Raw genomic sequence first — 15166 nt, 5'->3', positions numbered from 1 at the left:
CCGTTTAACCGGAAGAGAAAGAATTGCTTTTTAGCCATACATGAAAAAGCCGCTCCGGACAATATGTCCGGAGCGGCTCCAGGCTGTTGAAAAAGTCTTACAACTTACATGTTTATTCGTTTGGTTGTATTTCCCCTCTGTTTACCGAGCCTGCCGTGGGCTGGCCTTCAGCTATTTCTCAGGGTGACCCCTGTATGAAGGGAAGAAAGGCACGGCTTCACTCGGACACAGGCTTCTTACAAGAAGCCTTCAAGACCCAGTCCGGCTCCGCTCGTGCGTTGATGCCGTTCGCAGATCTGAACGGCACGGAATCTTCAGGCTGCGCGGCTTCCACGGGCGTCCCCGCCGGACACATCGGGGAAACGGCTCTGCTTCGTGGAAAACAACGTCACAACAGGCAGACGCGACTGCTTTTTGTACTTTCATAATGAATTCTAAGAAGTACGGACACCCCTGTTCAACATTGAAACGTCTCATCGGGAAAGTTCTATCCGTATGGAAGCCGATCGTGCATTCATAACCAGGCACTTGAAACGCACTGACAGCTGCCGACATCGGAGGACCTCGACTCCAGGAGGATCAGAACGAGGCGAAGATCCAGCGCTTCCGGCAGCAGGAGGGAAAGCCGAGCCCGTTCCCTCCGGAAAGCGAGTGTCCGCAGATACAGGCAGATGCAACGTTATTCACTTAAAATGACTTTATCCACACTCTGAGCCGCTCCGGACAATATGTCCGGAGCGGCTGGTCGTGCCGGGGTAGCTGCTTATTTCTGTTCCCCAACGCCCTTTGGAAACCATACATACGTATTTTCCCCGCGGTCACGTGCAGGGTCATACGTAACCGGCTCGAAGCCCTGCTTGGTCCAGAAATCATCTGAACGCTGGCGGGCATTCGTTTTAACGGGCAGGCCTTCAGATTTTGCAAAATCCACCATAACCTTGCCAATGCCTTTGCCCTGAAAACCAGGAAGAACTTCAAGCTTCCACAGCTCAAAGTAGTCCTGAGGAGGATCAAAATAACGGTCATATTTTGCATCAATACGGTACAGGCTCATTCTGGCAACGAGCTTATTGCCGAAGTAAACGCCGTAAAATGGAGACTCACTGTCATTCTCGACGATGTTGTCCTGCAGATCTTCTTTCATGGATAGTTCCTGAATTCCGTATTCCCGAAAATTTTCAAAGTGTTCAAGTGTTTTAAAATTAATTTTTAATCTTTCTACTTCGTACTGATCCATGTGCAGTCCCTCCAGTATCTGAAATCTCGCTTCAGGCTCCCACATTTGAAAGCGCTGTCTCTATTATACCGGAATACCATTTTAGATGGAAGGCTCTCCCTGTAAAGGAAGCAGAGGATTTTTCATCTGCTTCTCTTTTAATCAATGATACATATGATAAACTTATGCAAGGAAAGAGGTGGAAAAGCAGTGAGGATAGGTATTGCAGGAGGAGGATCCCTTGGTCTCCTCTGTGCCACGCATTTAATGGCTCAGAAACATGAGGTGTTTCTGCAGCTGCGAAATAAAGAACAAATAAATAAGGTGAACAGTTCCGGCATTCGTCTGGAAGGAGACGATAACCTCTATGTACCGAAAGCCGGACGTGAAACGACAGAACAGATGGACATCTGGTTCTGCACAGTCAAGCAGCATCATGTGAACGAATTGTTTCTTAAATGGAAACCTCATGCCCCGGTGCTAATGCTTCAAAATGGCATTGGACACATGCATGCTGTGCCGGATGAAGTGGAGGCTTATCCTGCTGTGGTGACTCATGGTGCCCTTCGTTTATCGATAAACGAAGTACGTCATACGGGGCTGGGAAACATTGCAGTTCCGAAATCTGCAAATAAAGTGCTCCAGAAGCTTATTTCACAATCCGGGCGGCTTCAACTTGTGGAGGATCAAGACATACAGAAGCGCATATATAAAAAGCTGGTGATGAACGCTGTAATAAATCCATTAACGGTATTATATGAGAAGCCAAACGGCTGGCTTTTGCTGAGTTCTGAAGCGAAGGAAGAGGCTCGTCAGCTTTGCTTGGAGGCGGCCTCTATAGTAGGCCTTGAAGAAACGATCTGGGAGGAAGTACAAGAGCTGATAGAGCGAACGGCCGCAAACCGGTCCTCGATGCTTGCTGATTTTGAAGCAGGCCGGCCGCTCGAGATAGAAGCGATCAATGGAGCTCTTATTGCACTCGCTGCCCCTGGGAGAGCAGCTCGTCATCAACACATCGTTCATCTTGTCCGGAAAAAGGAGGAAGAACGATGATGGAAATAGCTGCTGGAGCAGCTGCAACAGCTGTAACCGTTCCGCCGCTTGTATTTATTGGCGTTTTTTTAGTATTAAAAAAGCTTTCAGGAAGATCCGGTATTTCACTTCGCCTTTCAGCCGACATGACTGCCTTGTTATTCATGATCAGCGTCTATTACATGATCGATTTACTTTGGGGCATGGCAACAGGCTGGTTCATCTTTATCGGCTTTTTATCAGTTGCATCACTCTTAACCATTCTTCAATGGATTGTCCTGGAAGAAGTCCGAATGGCAAAAGTGTTGAAGCAGACGTGGAGGTTTCACTTCTTAGTCTATGCAGTTCTTTACACAGTGCTGGCAGTCATTGGGCTTTTTATTATTTAACGGTGGAGTCTGTCAGAACATTTTGGCAGACTATTTAGAAAAGTGGTGAGCAGCTGCACTTCGTCAACCTCAATGCCTGCATAGGCTTGACAAGAAAAGCCGGAGTCTCTTCGTTTTAGGACAAGGCCTTCATCTGCTATACTAAACGGGATATTGTTAGGAGAAAGGTTGGCGGACATGGACGTATTTAGTGAATTATTACCAACTGAAGGTACCCCGGCAGCTTTATATGAGCAGAGGGATCCGGCAGTAACATCTCGATATGACTACATACCCGGTCAGGAAAAGGATAGGTTAGCGGAGCTGTTGTCACGGTCTTTTAACCGGACAGAGCTTGCAACTGTTCTTACTTCCTATCATCAGAAGTATTTTCCCTGTCCGGCTTCATACAGGCAGATTGAACGACTTAGAGAAGAAGAAGCAGTTATCGTTGCCGGAGGTCAGCAGGCTGGATTGTTTTTAGGTCCGATGTATACGGTCCATAAAATCATTTCGATTTTACTTGAGGCCGACTTGCAGGAAAAGAAGCTTAACCATCCTGTTATTCCGTTATTCTGGATTGCCGGGGAAGATCATGACATTGAAGAAATCAATCACGCCTATGTTTATCACGAGGCAGGTGTAAAAAAAGTAAAAAGTGCAGGTACAAATAAATGGAGGCGATCCGCTTCGGAAACCAGCATTCCGCTAAAAGAAGCGGAAGATGCTGTCAGGGAAGCTGTTTCCTGGCTTGGCGAAACGAAATGGACAAAGCAGATGTATCGGGAGCTGCTTGATACGATTTGGGATGGAATGAGCTACACGGAATGGTTTGCGGTATTAACTGGTAAACTATTCTCCGGAACTGGTCTCGTGATTTTAGACGCACACGATCCAGCAGTCAGGAAGCTTGAAAAGGAAAGTTTTGAACAGCTGCTTCATCGTACAAAACTGCTTCAGGACGCTGCATCTCAGGGAGCAGAATACTTCCAACATGCAGCCGGTGCAGAACCGGTCGATCCTCCAACCTCAACAGCGCATCTTTTCATCCATGAAAATGGTCTGCGTCAGCAGTTGTTTTTTGAAGAAGGCCGCTTTTTTACAGAGCAAAACCCTTCCGGCTGGACTGAAGGGGAGCTGCTTACACTTTTAAAGCAAAAAGCTGTAGGTATGAGTAATAATGTAGTTACACGTCCGCTCATGCAGGACATGCTTTTACCTGTACTGACGTTCACTGCCGGAGCAGGAGAGCTTGCCTACTGGGGCACATTAAAAGAAAGCTTCCATTTACACAATATGCGGATGCCGGTGGTCAAGCTGCGTCATTCTGTCACATTTCTTTCACGGAGAACGCAGAAAACAATGAAGCAGTATGAGTTGACTTTTAAGGAGCTTCGATCCGGTAAGGCTGTGCTTAAGGCGGAATCGTTGAAAAGCGGCCTCAATTTACCCGAAAAAGATCCAGTATTTACTGATGCCTATAATAATCTCAAGCACCTTGCTGATCACGCCGCTGACGCCTACGGCCTGAGAAGAGATTTTAACGAACGATGGGAATCTAAATTCCATTCGCTGCTGCACTCATTTGAAGAGGCTATTGTCGAAAGACAGAAAGAAGACATTGAAGCAGATCTCAGACGGCTTATTGCCGCAGACGAAGAAGTGCGTTTGAAAGAAAATGCACAGGAGCGATGGATGTCGATTCTGACTCTGTGGAATAAATACGGATCGTCAGCAGCGGTAAAGCTGCTGCAGGCTCTGCAGCCAATGCATACGGAAACGCCTGCTCATTTTGTGATCAAGGAATAATCCTTATCTCCTTAATCACCTGTATACAATTACACCAGCAGCAAGGCATCTTTTTTCGTAAGTTGGATGAGTAAATAATTTACCGGCACATACGAAATTCGATGGGACAGGGACATTTGCCGGCAGATCATGAAGATAAAAAGAGCGACTCTCTCAGAGGGTCGCTCTTTTTAGAGTGTTCATAAAGTGGTGTTAGGTGAATGACGCTGGATCTGCCTGATTCTGCGTTCACTCGCTTTCCGGGAAGAGCGTCCTCGGCTTTTACCTCAGAACCGCACTTCTGCAGCTCCAGCATCAAAATAAACGGACAGGCGTTTCGAGTAACAGGATGGAATCTGACACTCTGGTTGCTTGCATGTTCCAGCTGATTCAGAGCAGGTGATTATCAAAAATTGTGACTGTTTCAGAAAAAATTCAGAATATTTATCAACGATTTCCAAAATAAGTGGTAGAGAGTGGGGAGATGTGGTAGATTAGAAATAAGAAGTGGGAAAAGGGGTGGAACTAGCATGTTCATCGGCGAATTTGAGCATCAGATGGACACAAAGGGACGAATGATTATTCCGGCTAAGTTCCGTGAAGACCTCGGATCCGGTTTTGTTGTAACAAGAGGGATGGATCAATGCCTGTTCGTCTACCCTCAGGAAGAATGGCAGAAAATGGAATCGAAATTACGAGAGCTTCCTTTTACGAAAAAAGATGCCAGAGCATTCACACGATTCTTTTTCTCAGGGGCGACTGAATGTGATCTGGACAAGCAAAATAGAATTAATATTCCTGCATCGCTTCGGAATTATGCAGGTCTTGAAAAAGAATGTGTCGTTATCGGAGTATCCTCCAGAGTGGAAATTTGGGATAAAGCAGCCTGGGATTCCTATATGGATGAATCGGCTGATGCATTTGCAGAGCTGGCAGAGGGTCTGTTTGATACATAAAGGAAGGGGAGGGCAGACGTTGTTTGAGCATGAAACAGTAATGAAGGAAGAGGCAGTAGCCGGATTGCGCGTTAAGCCCGCAGGAACATACGTCGATTGTACACTCGGGGGCGGCGGTCACAGCAGCCGTATTTTAGACGAATTGACAGAAGGCGGGCGCCTTTACGCATTTGATCAGGATGAACATGCTTTGCAGGCTGCCGCGGAAAGATTGAAGGGAAGGCCGGTTACATTTATACAGGATAACTTTAAAAATCTTAAATCACGTCTGGCAGAAAATGGTGTAGAAAGTGTCGACGGCATCCTGTTTGATCTTGGAGTTTCCTCCCCTCAGTTTGATGTCCCTGAACGGGGCTTCAGCTACCGGTTTGATGCCCGACTGGATATGCGGATGGATCTTTCAAGTGAGCTGTCTGCCTATGAAGTTGTGAATGAATGGAGCTTTCAGGATCTCCACTATATTATTCATACATATGGGGAAGAGAAATTTGCTAAACAAATTGCGCGCCACATCGAAAAAAGAAGAGCGGTTCAGCCGGTTGAGACAACGTATGAACTAGTCGACATCATTAAAGAAGCGATACCGGCCCCTGCACGGAGAAAGGGTGGGCACCCAGCTAAGCGAACCTTTCAGGCTTTACGAATTGCAGTTAATGATGAACTGAAAGTATTTGAAGAAGCACTCAGTCAGGCTGCAGAGCTTTTAAATCCAGGTGGAAGAATCGCTGTTATTACCTTTCATTCATTGGAAGACCGGATATGTAAAGTCTTCTTTAAGAAAAACAGCAGTCTGCCGGAACTTCCGAGAGGAATGCCGGTAATACCGGATGGAATGGAGCCGGACCTGAAACTGATTACTAGAAAACCAATCACCGCTGGCACGGAAGAGCTTGAAAGCAATAACAGAGCTCACTCGGCCAAGCTGAGAATCGCTGAAAAACGAACATAACAGGGGAGGATTACTATGAGTCCATTAGTGAAGCAGCACATTCCGGCTCCGGCACGAAAAACGAAGACGGTCGTCAGACGAGTACATAAAAGCGGGATTACTAAAGGGGAGAAGCTGCTTTACGGGCTTGCTGTTCCACTTATTATAGCGGCAGCATTTATGATCGTATCGAATTACGCTTCCCTTTATTCGCTGAATTACGATGCCCAAGGAACAGAGGCAGCGATAACGGAACAGACAAGTGTAAATGACGGTCTTACTCTGCAAGTCAAAGAACTCTCCGATCCGGATCGTATTTTAACAATTGCGCAATCCGAACTCGGTATGTCTTTGCACGATGAACAGGTGAGAGTGCTTCATCAGCAGAATTAATGTCGTCTTACTACCAGAAAAACTTTTTCGGTCTGAGCGTTCCGAAAAGGTTTTTTCTGCTGTTAGCCCCGTAAAGTCAGAAAGCAGGAGGAGAGTACATGGAAGCGGATAAACAAAATGTCATTAGCCGCAGAGCACTGATTATTCTGATGATCTTTGCTGCAGCTATCTTAATCATGTTTTCCCGGTTTGCTTACATACAGGCATCGAAAGAAGTGCAGGAGGTAGACCTTGAAGACCTGCTGGAACGACGCTGGACGCAGACGATGGAAATAGACGGGGAGCGAGGGTCTATTCTTGATCGTACCGGCGAAGTGCTTGCAGAAGAGATTCCTTCCTATACGATTGTTGCTGTGCTTGATGACAGTCAGTCTTCTTACGTGGAAGACCCTGCGTATACGGCTTCTCAGCTTGCTGAGGTGCTCGAAGTGGACCCTGCATTTCTTGAAGCTCAGCTTTCCCGTGAGTCTCACCAGGTGGAGCTTGGCCCTGCTGCCAAAAACATGAGCTTTGAAAAAATGAGGAGAGTTGAAGAGCTGGAGCTGTCTGGAATTGTGTTTCGTGAAGACCCTCGAAGGTATTATCCGATGCAGACGTTTGCATCACACGTAATCGGCTATACAGAGCGTGATATGTCTGAAGCAAGAATGGGTCTCGAAAACAGCTTGAATGAGTATTTGCAGGATGAACCCGGTGAAATTTCTTATCAGCAAGACGGTCGTGCAATCCCGCTTGCAGGAGCAGAAGAGCGAATTAAGGAACCGGTGAACGGATCAGATGTGTCGTTAACGATAGATTCGAGAATTCAGACAGCCATGGAACAGACGATGAATCAAGTGGATGAACTTTATGAGCTGGAGCGGATGATGGCAGTGGCAGCTCATGCTGAAACTGGAGAAATTCTGGCCATGTCCAACCGCCCGAGCTTTAATCCGAATGAGTATGAAGATATCGAAAACTTCACGAATTATGTAATATCGTCCAGATTTGAGCCTGGTTCAACGATGAAAATATTTACACTCGCTGCAGCGATTGAGGAAGGGGTGTACGACGGGGACGAGGAGTTTCTGTCTGGCTCCTATGAGATTTTTGACAGAAGAATTCATGATCATAACAATGGAGAGGGCTGGGGAGACATCACATTTGATGAGGGGGTTCAGAGATCGTCAAACGTGGCTTTTTCCAAAATTGCAATGGAAATCCTCGGTCCTGAAAAATTGTACGAGTATGTAACTGCCTTTGGTTTCAGGGAACCGACAGGTATCGACCTTCCAAATGAAGTGAACGGAGGGGACGTTGCAGAGACGTATCCGATTGATGCAGCAACAACAGCCTTTGGGCAGGCAACCTCAGTCTCGCCAATGCAGCAGGTTAAAGCAGCAACGGCAATCGCCAATGACGGAAAAATGATGAGTCCGTACATTGTTTCAGCTATTACAGACGGAACAACCGGCGAGCCGGTTTACGAGGCTTCACCTGAAGTTGCTGGTGAACCTATTTCGCCTGAAACAGCCGCTGAAGTTCGTGAAATTATGGAAACAGTTGTGACTGAAGAAGCTGGTACAGGACGAGCATACGCCATTGATGGATTCGACGTCGCCGGCAAAACCGGAACGGCGCAGATCCCTGCCGAGGAAGGCGGGGGGTATATGGCCGGTCATGGAAAGAATATATTTTCTTTTATCGGGATGGCCCCTGCAGAAGATCCAGAAGTGATTGTCTATGTAGCTGTTGACCGGCCTGAACTAGAACCGACTCAGCTTGGCAATGAACCAGTTTCAATGATCTTCAGACAGGTAATGGAGCAGAGCCTGCAGTATTTAAATATCGCACCAACAGAAGAGTCACAAATTGATTCTGAAGGCGGTACTGAAATTATTATCGAAGACTACAGCGGGGAACAGGCATCAGATGTTTCTGAAAATCTTCTCTCCGAGGGACTGCAGGTTTATGTACTTGGTGATGGAGAAGAGATAGTGGCCCAAAGTGCCGAAGAAGGCCTGGCTCTTGCACACGGAACAAAGTTTTTCCTCCGGACAGAAGGGGAAGCAGTTATGCCTGATATGTCGGGCTGGAGCTTGCGTGCTGTGCAACAGGCAGCTGCGTTGCTGGATATGCAGGTAGAGGCAGAAGGTCAGGGATTTGCGGTTGACCAGCGACCGGAGCCTGGAAATTCCACGCAGGGAGCCGGTACAATCCGGGTTCTGCTCGACATGGATGAGCCGGACCAAGATGAAGAAAATAATGAAAGTGATGAAGACGCTGGAGAGAACGATGAAGAAGAGGATGAAACTTTCTTTATGGATTAACGACCAATTCATTCGGGTAATAAGATATATTTAACAGTGAAGATGTCGAAGGGTGATACTAATGAACGCACAACTATACGATCTGGCAAAACGACTTCCGACAAAACAAATTTACGGTAGTGACATTGCTATTTCTGGCATGCAGATGGATAATCGAAGGCTGAAGAAGGGGGATCTGTTCTTTTGCATTCCAGGATATACGGTGGACGGTCACGCTTTTGCTGCAGCTGCAAAAGCAGCAGGAGCAGCTGCGCTTGTTACAGAAAGAAGGCTTGATATAGGTTTGCCTGAAATTGTTACAGGCAGTTCAAGACGTGCAATGGCTGTAATGGCAGCAGATTTCTATCAACATCCGAGCTCTTCCTTAGATATGATAGGCGTTACCGGTACCAATGGGAAGACGTCGGTAACCCATTATATCGAGCAGCTTCTGGAGATGCAGGGAGACACGTGCGGTGTCATTGGTACGATGTACACTCGCTATGCAGGGAAAACGCAAGAATCTGCAAATACAACTCCTGAATCAATCACGCTGCAGCAGCTGTTGTATGAAATGAAAGAGGCCGGAACCGAAACCGTCGCGATGGAGGTATCTTCGCACGCTCTTGCAGGGGGCAGAATTCACGGAACGGCATTCCAAACTGCAGTTTTTACTAATTTATCTCAGGATCATCTTGACTATCACAAAAACATGGATGACTATGCTCACGCCAAGAGTCTGCTGTTCTCCCAGCTGGGTTCCTCGTTTAACAGGAAACCACTCCCTGTATCAGTAATCAATCTTGATGATGCTTATGCTCCTGTCATGATCAAAGCCTCGGCGGTTCCGATCTTGACATACGGAATTCGTTCAGAAGCAGATCTGAAGGCATCCGATTTGAAGCTGGACCCGTCCGGCAGCCAGTTTCGTCTGAGTGCGTTTGGTGAATCTTATAAGGTGCGGATTGGACTTCCCGGACGTTTCTCTGTTTATAATGTGCTTGCAGCAGCAGGCGCTCTTTTCGCTCAGGGTGCAGAGCTCGGGAAAATTGCAGCAAACCTTGAAAAACTGCACGGCGTAAAAGGCAGATTTGAACCGGTTGAAAGTGATCGTCCTGTCCATGTTATTGTAGACTATGCTCATACTCCCGACAGCCTCGAAAATGTGCTTGATACCATCAGGGAAGTATCATCCGGTAATATCATAACAGTTATTGGGTGCGGCGGGGACCGTGATAAATCGAAGCGTCCGCTCATGGCAGCAGCTGCTGATAAACGAAGTTCAAAGACGATTCTCACCTCTGATAACCCCAGAACGGAAGATCCGGAAGTCATTTTAGAAGATATGAAACAGGGAATGTCGTCGGATAACTATGAAATGGAGGTCGACCGCCGCCTCGCGATTAGAAAGGCTGTTCTGCAAGCGGGTGAAGGAGATGTCGTGCTGATTGCAGGGAAAGGTCACGAGACATATCAGGAAATCAACGGAGTCCGTAAAGAATTTGATGACCGGAAAGAAGCTGAGTCCGCATTGAAGGAGTGGAGCCATTGAGTATTTTTGTGACACCGGAATTATTGTCAGCGTATGCCTCATCACTTCGAGGGAGTACAGATGTTCAGGAATTTGCCAATGTTACAAGCAGTATTTATGAAGTAGAGGAAGGAAGCTTATTCGTTCCCGTCAGGGGAACCCGCTATGACGGACACCAGTTTATTGAAGCAGCTGTGGAAGGCGGAGCGGCAGCTGCTCTATGGCGTAACGGAGAGCCGGTTCCTGACACGATACCGGAACACTTCCCACTTTTTATGACTGATAGTCCGGAACAGGTTTGCAAAGATCTCGCCGCTTACTATTTGCAGCAACACACGGCAAAAGTAGTTTTGGTGGAAGGTGATTATACAGCTGGTGTTATGTTGCGAATGATGACTGCATGGATGAAAGGAAGGAAAACAGCTGTGTTAAACGAACGTCAGCTGGAATCTGCTTCAGATGCAGAGCTAATTCTGTCTCTTGATACAGACACAGAATTCGTTTTTTTGCATATTGAAGAAAATGAAAAGCGACGGGAATCGCTTGCTGGTCTGCTGAAGCCGGAGATTACGCTTATCTGTACAGTTGAAGCGGATCAGACAAAGGCTCATTCGGATGCAGGTACCATCGTCAGCACTTTATTTCCGCCGACACCTTCAAGCAGCCGTGACGATCTGCCGGAATGGCTGGCAGTATATGCACCGCTCATTCAAACAGCCGAAGATAGCTACAGAAGACTCACTGGTAAAGCACATCCGCCAGCCTCTTTTTTAAGGCCGGAAGTATTCGGTTTCCAGGTTATGCCGGCTGTGAACGGGGGGTACGTCCTTTTTGAGTCAGAGGCGATGGAAGAGGCGGAGCTGGATTATTCATTAGGATGGCTTTCGCATACCGGGAGCTACGACCGCAGATATTTGATTATCGATGAAGGCTTTCAGTCAGACAGGTACCATAAAGCTGTGCATGAATTATTTGCAGAGCATATCACGATCGCAATTACCGACGTGATCGCGGTGGGAGAGAAAGCTTTCTGGGTGCATGATGCACTGGAGCGCGCCGAGCGTGATGACGTGGTCTCGTTTTACTATAAAACACATGTCGATGCTGTTGACAAGCTGAAGGAAGCGCTCGTCGGCAACAATTTAATTATGTATAAAGGCGCCAACAGGGAAATGATCTATGAAATTCTGCAAGAACTGAACAGAGATTAGAGAGGGGTACTACTGCATGTTTGACACCGGGCTGATTCCTGCCTTGATTACAGCATTTATATTAACGGTGATTATTTCACCGATCGTAATTCCATATTTACGAAGACTGAAGTTTGGACAAAGCATACGTGAGGAGGGGCCTCAGTCTCATCAGAAGAAAACAGGTACACCTACGATGGGCGGTCTGATCATTTTAGGGGCAGCTGTCATAGCGTCGGCTGCAGCCTCAGCTTTTTATTACGGGTTTAACATTGAGCTGGTGCTGATTTTCATCGTTCTGCTCGGCTTTGGACTGCTCGGCTTTCTGGATGATTACATTAAAGTTGTTAAAAAACGAAATCTTGGCCTCACGTCTAAGCAAAAGTTTTTAGGTCAGGTAGGGATTTCAACGCTCGTTTACATCATTCTGCTTGCAACCGGACTTTCAACAGAAATAGGGGTCCCGGGTACGGACCTGTCCGTTGACATTGGATGGCTTTACTTCCCTCTGATTATCGTAATGCTTGTCGGAGCAAGTAACGCAGTCAATTTGACAGATGGCCTGGATGGCCTGGTCGCAGGTACTGCTGCTGCCGCTTTTACGGCTTTTGCGGTTATTGCCTATTCTGCGGGACTATTTTCAACAGCCGTTTTCGCAATGGCGCTGACAGGTGCATTGTTAGGATTTCTAATCTTCAATGCCCATCCGGCAAAAGTTTTCATGGGTGATACCGGTTCACTCGCTATCGGCGGAGCACTCGCGATGACAGCAGTGCTTACAAAAACAGAGCTGCTTCTCGTTATCATTGGCGGGGTTTTCGTTATCGAAACGCTCTCGGTCATTTTACAAGTGGCCTCCTTTAAATTAAGAAAGAAACGGATTTTCAAAATGAGCCCGATCCATCACCACTTTGAACTATCGGGATGGAGTGAGTGGCGTGTTGTAGCAACATTCTGGACCATCGGTGTGCTGTGTGCAGCAGCCGGAATTATGCTGGAGGTATTATAGATGTTTTCTAAAAAGGAATGGAAAAACAGGAGGGTACTTATTTTAGGACTGGCGAGGAGCGGAACGGAGGCAGCTAACCTGCTTCATCAGCTCGGCGCAGAGGTAACCGTAAATGACAGTCTGGCATTTGAGCGCAATGAGCTTGCTCAGGAACTTGACAGGCTGGGGATTCGAACGGTCTGTGGCAGCCACCCTCCGGAACTGATTGAGGAGATGCCGGACGTGCTCGTAAAAAACCCCGGTATCCGTTATGATCATGAACTCGTTCAGAAAGCCGTGAAGGCTGGAATACCAGTTATTACTGAGGTGGAGGCTGCCTTTGATACAGCTCCGTGCGATATGATCGGGATCACAGGTTCAAATGGAAAAACAACGACTACAACGTACATCTATGAAATGCTTAAAGGCAGCAGCCGTAAACCGCTTCTGGCAGGAAACATAGGAGAAACCGCTTCTAAAGTTGTCCGTAGTGCAGAAAAAGAGCATGTGATGGTTACGGAACTTTCCAGCTTTCAATTGATGGGGACGATAGATTTTCGCCCGAATGTTGCCGTTCTGCTGAACATTGCGGACGCGCATCTGGACTACCACGGCTCAAAAGACGCTTACATAGAGGCAAAATCGATGCTTTTCCGTAATCAGACTGAAACTGATACGCTCGTTTATAACGCAGATGATCCGACTGTGTGCAGCATGGTCGAATCGGCCGCTTCAAAGAAGGTGCCGTTTTCGACAGAAAAATGGGTTGAAGAAGGTGCCTGTCTAATGGACGGCTGGTTATGGCTGCATGGCGAAAAGCTGATTCTTGAAACGGAATTCTCTCTGCCGGGAAGCTATAACATTGCAAATGGCCTGGCAGCAGCAGCGGCGGCAGCTGCTGCCGGTGCAAAGATTGAACAAATAAAAGCCGTGCTCCGTCAGTTCGGAGGAGTGGAACATCGTCTTCAGCACGTAATGGAATGGAAGGGCAGATCCTTTTTTAATAACTCCAAAGCAACGAACGTACCCGCGGCAGTTACTTCTTTGCAGGCATTTACCCAGCCGGTTGTTTTAATTGCAGGGGGACTGGACCGCGGACTTTCATTCGATGAACTGGTTCCAGAATTGTCTAACGTATATGGACTCGTCTCTTACGGGGAAACAGCACCTAAGCTGGAAGAGGCAGGGGCTGCAGCAAATGTACCGGAACGTCACCAGACAGAGATCTTGCAGGAAGCTGTGGTAAAGGCGATTCAACTGTCTCGGGAGGGAGATGTAATTCTATTATCTCCTGCCTGCGCTTCCTGGGATCAGTTCTCTACATTTGAAGAGCGTGGCAGAACATTTATTCAGGCAGTTGAACAGGCAACCGGACAGAAAGCGGGGGATCATGCATGAGAATTGCAGTATCAGGCGGAGGCACAGGCGGGCACATTTACCCGGCTCTGGCACTCATCCGTCACATGCAGCGTAAAGAAGCAACCGACGTCCTCTATATCGGTACGGAACGCGGGCTTGAATCCACGCTGGTTCCAGAGGCTGGCATACCATTTAAGAGCGTTCACATAACAGGATTTAAGCGCAGCCTATCATTTGAGAATGTAAAAACAGTCCTTCGGTTTGTGAAAGCAGTCCGTCAATCTAAAGCTTATTTAAAAGCGTTTAAGCCTGATGTTGTCATTGGCACTGGAGGCTATGTATGCGGACCGGTTGTATATGCCGCAGCGAAACTTGGGATCCCGACGCTTATTCACGAACAAAACAGTGTGCCGGGAATCACAAATAAATTTCTCGCTCGTTACGCTGACAAAGTTGCCGTATGCTTTGATGAAGCTGTTACCAGGTTTCCGGAAAACAAAGTTGTTTACACCGGAAATCCACGAGCTTCAGAAGCAGTGGAAGCCGAAGATAATCCTTCTGTTTTAAAGGAGCACGGGTTCAATCCCGACAAACCGGTATTTGTAATAGCCGGCGGCAGTCGCGGAGCAGCACCGATTAATCAGGCAGTACTGGATGCATACAGCGAGCTTGCGAAGAAAGACTATCAGATCCTTTATGTGACAGGCAGCGTCCATTATGAAGCAATTCAGAAGAAACTGCCTGCTTATGAAGCGGACTCCATCATCACTGTTCCTTATGTCGAGAATATGCCGGTGCTCTTACGGCAGGTACGTGGAGCGGTCGGTCGGGCAGGAGCGACTTCAATCGCTGAATTAACGGCACTTGGTGTACCGGCAGTTTATATTCCTAGTCCGTATGTGACGGAAAACCATCAGTTCCATAATGCAGATGCTTACGTCAAGAAGGGTGCAGCTCTCATGATCGAAGAAAAAGATCTGAACGCAGAGACGCTCATTGCGGCGCTGGATTCTTTGCAGGACACTGCTTTTGCGGCTGACATGAGCCAGAAGGCAAAGGAAGCTGGAATGCCGCAGGCAGCAGCCATGCTCGCAGATGAGCTGAACGCACTGGGCCGCTCATAAAAGCA

Annotated in this window: 14 protein-coding genes; 13 read left to right on the top strand and 1 reads right to left on the bottom strand. The window is 47.4% G+C overall.

Features of this window, described 5'->3' with window-relative positions; translation table 11 throughout:
- Positions 1 to 281 precede the first annotated feature (281 nt).
- Positions 282 to 428: a hypothetical protein gene (locus HCN83_RS02520; RefSeq protein ID WP_168004741.1), complete on the top strand. Its 147-nt coding sequence runs from the start codon at positions 282 to 284 to the stop codon at positions 426 to 428.
- A gap of 335 nt (positions 429 to 763) precedes the next feature.
- Here HCN83_RS02520 and HCN83_RS02515 read toward each other — a convergent pair whose 3' ends face one another.
- Positions 764 to 1237 (bottom strand): N-acetyltransferase, encoded by a 474-nt coding sequence (locus tag HCN83_RS02515; RefSeq protein WP_168004740.1) that lies wholly within the window; start codon positions 1235 to 1237, stop codon positions 764 to 766.
- Positions 1238 to 1426: 189 nt separating this feature from the next.
- Between HCN83_RS02515 and HCN83_RS02510 the strand changes: the two genes are divergently transcribed.
- From HCN83_RS02510 to murG, 12 genes are all read left to right on the top strand, one after another.
- Positions 1427 to 2269 (top strand): 2-dehydropantoate 2-reductase, encoded by an 843-nt coding sequence (locus HCN83_RS02510; RefSeq protein WP_168004739.1) that lies wholly within the window; start codon positions 1427 to 1429, stop codon positions 2267 to 2269.
- On the top strand, positions 2266 to 2637 hold the full coding sequence (locus tag HCN83_RS02505) for a DUF3397 family protein (RefSeq protein ID WP_168004738.1): 372 nt from the start codon (positions 2266 to 2268) through the stop codon (positions 2635 to 2637). Before HCN83_RS02510 ends, HCN83_RS02505 begins: the two co-directional genes overlap by 4 nt.
- A gap of 177 nt (positions 2638 to 2814) precedes the next feature.
- Complete coding sequence (gene bshC / locus HCN83_RS02500) at positions 2815 to 4425, top strand: bacillithiol biosynthesis cysteine-adding enzyme BshC (protein WP_168004737.1); 1611 nt, start codon at positions 2815 to 2817, stop codon at positions 4423 to 4425.
- 509 nt (positions 4426 to 4934) lie between these two features.
- The gene (gene mraZ, locus HCN83_RS02495) at positions 4935 to 5360 is read left to right on the top strand and encodes a division/cell wall cluster transcriptional repressor MraZ (protein WP_168004736.1); all 426 of its coding nucleotides are present in this window, start codon (positions 4935 to 4937) and stop codon (positions 5358 to 5360) included.
- A gap of 19 nt (positions 5361 to 5379) precedes the next feature.
- Complete coding sequence (rsmH, locus tag HCN83_RS02490) at positions 5380 to 6309, top strand: 16S rRNA (cytosine(1402)-N(4))-methyltransferase RsmH (protein WP_168004735.1); 930 nt, start codon at positions 5380 to 5382, stop codon at positions 6307 to 6309.
- A 15-nt stretch (positions 6310 to 6324) separates the two neighbouring features.
- The gene (gene ftsL, locus HCN83_RS02485) at positions 6325 to 6681 is read left to right on the top strand and encodes a cell division protein FtsL (protein WP_168004734.1); all 357 of its coding nucleotides are present in this window, start codon (positions 6325 to 6327) and stop codon (positions 6679 to 6681) included.
- Between the two features lie 98 nt (positions 6682 to 6779).
- Entirely contained in the window at positions 6780 to 8990 is a 2211-nt protein-coding gene (locus tag HCN83_RS02480; protein ID WP_168004733.1) for a penicillin-binding transpeptidase domain-containing protein, read from the top strand.
- A 61-nt stretch (positions 8991 to 9051) separates the two neighbouring features.
- Complete coding sequence (locus tag HCN83_RS02475; RefSeq protein WP_168004732.1) at positions 9052 to 10521, top strand: UDP-N-acetylmuramoyl-L-alanyl-D-glutamate--2,6-diaminopimelate ligase; 1470 nt, start codon at positions 9052 to 9054, stop codon at positions 10519 to 10521.
- On the top strand, positions 10518 to 11711 hold the full coding sequence (locus HCN83_RS02470; RefSeq protein WP_168004731.1) for a Mur ligase domain-containing protein: 1194 nt from the start codon (positions 10518 to 10520) through the stop codon (positions 11709 to 11711). The genes HCN83_RS02475 and HCN83_RS02470 overlap by 4 nt, the downstream gene beginning before the upstream one ends.
- A gap of 16 nt (positions 11712 to 11727) precedes the next feature.
- Positions 11728 to 12699, top strand: a complete 972-nt coding sequence (mraY, locus tag HCN83_RS02465; RefSeq protein WP_168004730.1) for a phospho-N-acetylmuramoyl-pentapeptide-transferase — start codon at positions 11728 to 11730, stop codon at positions 12697 to 12699.
- Positions 12700 to 14076, top strand: a complete 1377-nt coding sequence (gene murD / locus HCN83_RS02460) for a UDP-N-acetylmuramoyl-L-alanine--D-glutamate ligase (protein WP_168004729.1) — start codon at positions 12700 to 12702, stop codon at positions 14074 to 14076.
- Positions 14073 to 15161 (top strand): undecaprenyldiphospho-muramoylpentapeptide beta-N-acetylglucosaminyltransferase, encoded by a 1089-nt coding sequence (gene murG / locus HCN83_RS02455; protein ID WP_168004728.1) that lies wholly within the window; start codon positions 14073 to 14075, stop codon positions 15159 to 15161. The genes murD and murG overlap by 4 nt, the downstream gene beginning before the upstream one ends.
- The last annotated feature ends 5 nt before the right edge of the window (positions 15162 to 15166 follow it).

This window comes from Alkalicoccus luteus (assembly GCF_012034335.1).
Classification (GTDB): Bacteria; Bacillota; Bacilli; order Bacillales; family Salisediminibacteriaceae; genus Alkalicoccus; species Alkalicoccus luteus_A.
This window is presented reverse-complemented; position numbering and strand designations above follow the sequence as displayed.

Coding starts and splice junctions, on each gene's coding strand:
- murG (WP_168004728.1), top strand. CDS start 14,073: ATGAGAATTGCAGTATCAGGCGGAGGCACAGGCGGGCACATTTACCCG.
- HCN83_RS02520 (WP_168004741.1), top strand. CDS start 282: ATGCCGTTCGCAGATCTGAACGGCACGGAATCTTCAGGCTGCGCGGCT.
- HCN83_RS02515 (WP_168004740.1), bottom strand. CDS start 1,237: ATGGATCAGTACGAAGTAGAAAGATTAAAAATTAATTTTAAAACACTT.
- ftsL (WP_168004734.1), top strand. CDS start 6,325: ATGAGTCCATTAGTGAAGCAGCACATTCCGGCTCCGGCACGAAAAACG.
- mraZ (WP_168004736.1), top strand. CDS start 4,935: ATGTTCATCGGCGAATTTGAGCATCAGATGGACACAAAGGGACGAATG.
- murD (WP_168004729.1), top strand. CDS start 12,700: ATGTTTTCTAAAAAGGAATGGAAAAACAGGAGGGTACTTATTTTAGGA.
- HCN83_RS02475 (WP_168004732.1), top strand. CDS start 9,052: ATGAACGCACAACTATACGATCTGGCAAAACGACTTCCGACAAAACAA.
- mraY (WP_168004730.1), top strand. CDS start 11,728: ATGTTTGACACCGGGCTGATTCCTGCCTTGATTACAGCATTTATATTA.
- HCN83_RS02505 (WP_168004738.1), top strand. CDS start 2,266: ATGATGGAAATAGCTGCTGGAGCAGCTGCAACAGCTGTAACCGTTCCG.
- bshC (WP_168004737.1), top strand. CDS start 2,815: ATGGACGTATTTAGTGAATTATTACCAACTGAAGGTACCCCGGCAGCT.
- HCN83_RS02480 (WP_168004733.1), top strand. CDS start 6,780: ATGGAAGCGGATAAACAAAATGTCATTAGCCGCAGAGCACTGATTATT.